This is a genomic window from Brachyspira catarrhinii (genome assembly GCF_005518285.1).
Classification (GTDB): domain Bacteria; phylum Spirochaetota; class Brachyspiria; order Brachyspirales; family Brachyspiraceae; genus Brachyspira; species Brachyspira catarrhinii.
This window is the reverse complement of the sequence record NZ_SJDU01000693.1, coordinates 1-676: the sequence shown is the minus strand read 5'-3', so window position 1 is coordinate 676 and position 676 is coordinate 1. Positions and strand designations below refer to the sequence as shown.

The 676-nt window shown below is 22.9% G+C and carries 2 protein-coding genes; both read left to right on the top strand.

Features of this window, described 5'->3' with window-relative positions; translation table 11 throughout:
- On the top strand, positions 1-257 hold a 257-nt coding region (locus tag EZH24_RS13100), incomplete at its 5' end, for an endonuclease (RefSeq protein WP_137999454.1).
- Complete coding sequence (locus EZH24_RS13095) at positions 247-492, top strand: hypothetical protein (protein ID WP_137999453.1); 246 nt, start codon at positions 247-249, stop codon at positions 490-492. The genes EZH24_RS13100 and EZH24_RS13095, both read left to right, overlap by 11 nt.
- The last annotated feature ends 184 nt before the right edge of the window (positions 493-676 follow it).

Here is a 676-nt window from a genome sequence, read left to right as displayed (position 1 = left end):
ATTTTACAGACAAGCATAATGCCAATAAAAAACTTTCTATATATACAAGCATAATAACTTTTATTTTAGGAGTTGTATGGATTAGTATAGTTTATATTTATCGTGGGAGAATACCTAGTAAAGAGGAAGCTATTGCTTTCTTTATAATTTTAGCGGGTGTTAATTTATCAAGTTCTGGAAGTGATTTAAGAGGGTTCTTAAAAATATTAAAAGGCGGAAATGTAAAGGAAGAAAAAAAGGAATCAAATGACAATTAGAGAATGTATGCTTTTTATTTATAATAAGCAAAAAACTATTACTGATGAAAAAGAATTAGATTTTTTATACAGTGCTTTTACTTATTTAGTTGATTATTATGATCATTCAAAAGAAAGTAAAAGAAATAATAATCGTTATGATATGATTAAAGAAACACAAAAAAAGATTGAAAATAATTCTATTAATCAAAAAGATATAGAAGAAATAAAAGAATGTATATACAAAAATAGGTAGTAATAAAATGTCGGTAGCTATAACTTTTATAATAAACTTCATTAAAAATAAAGTGCTTGAGATTATTAAATCTAAGTATTTTTTAGTCTTTGTGCTTTTTTCATTAATTGCTTTTATGGTATTTTTTATCATATTTCAATTAAAAAGTAAAGACATAAAAATAAAAGAACTTGAAGAAACACTC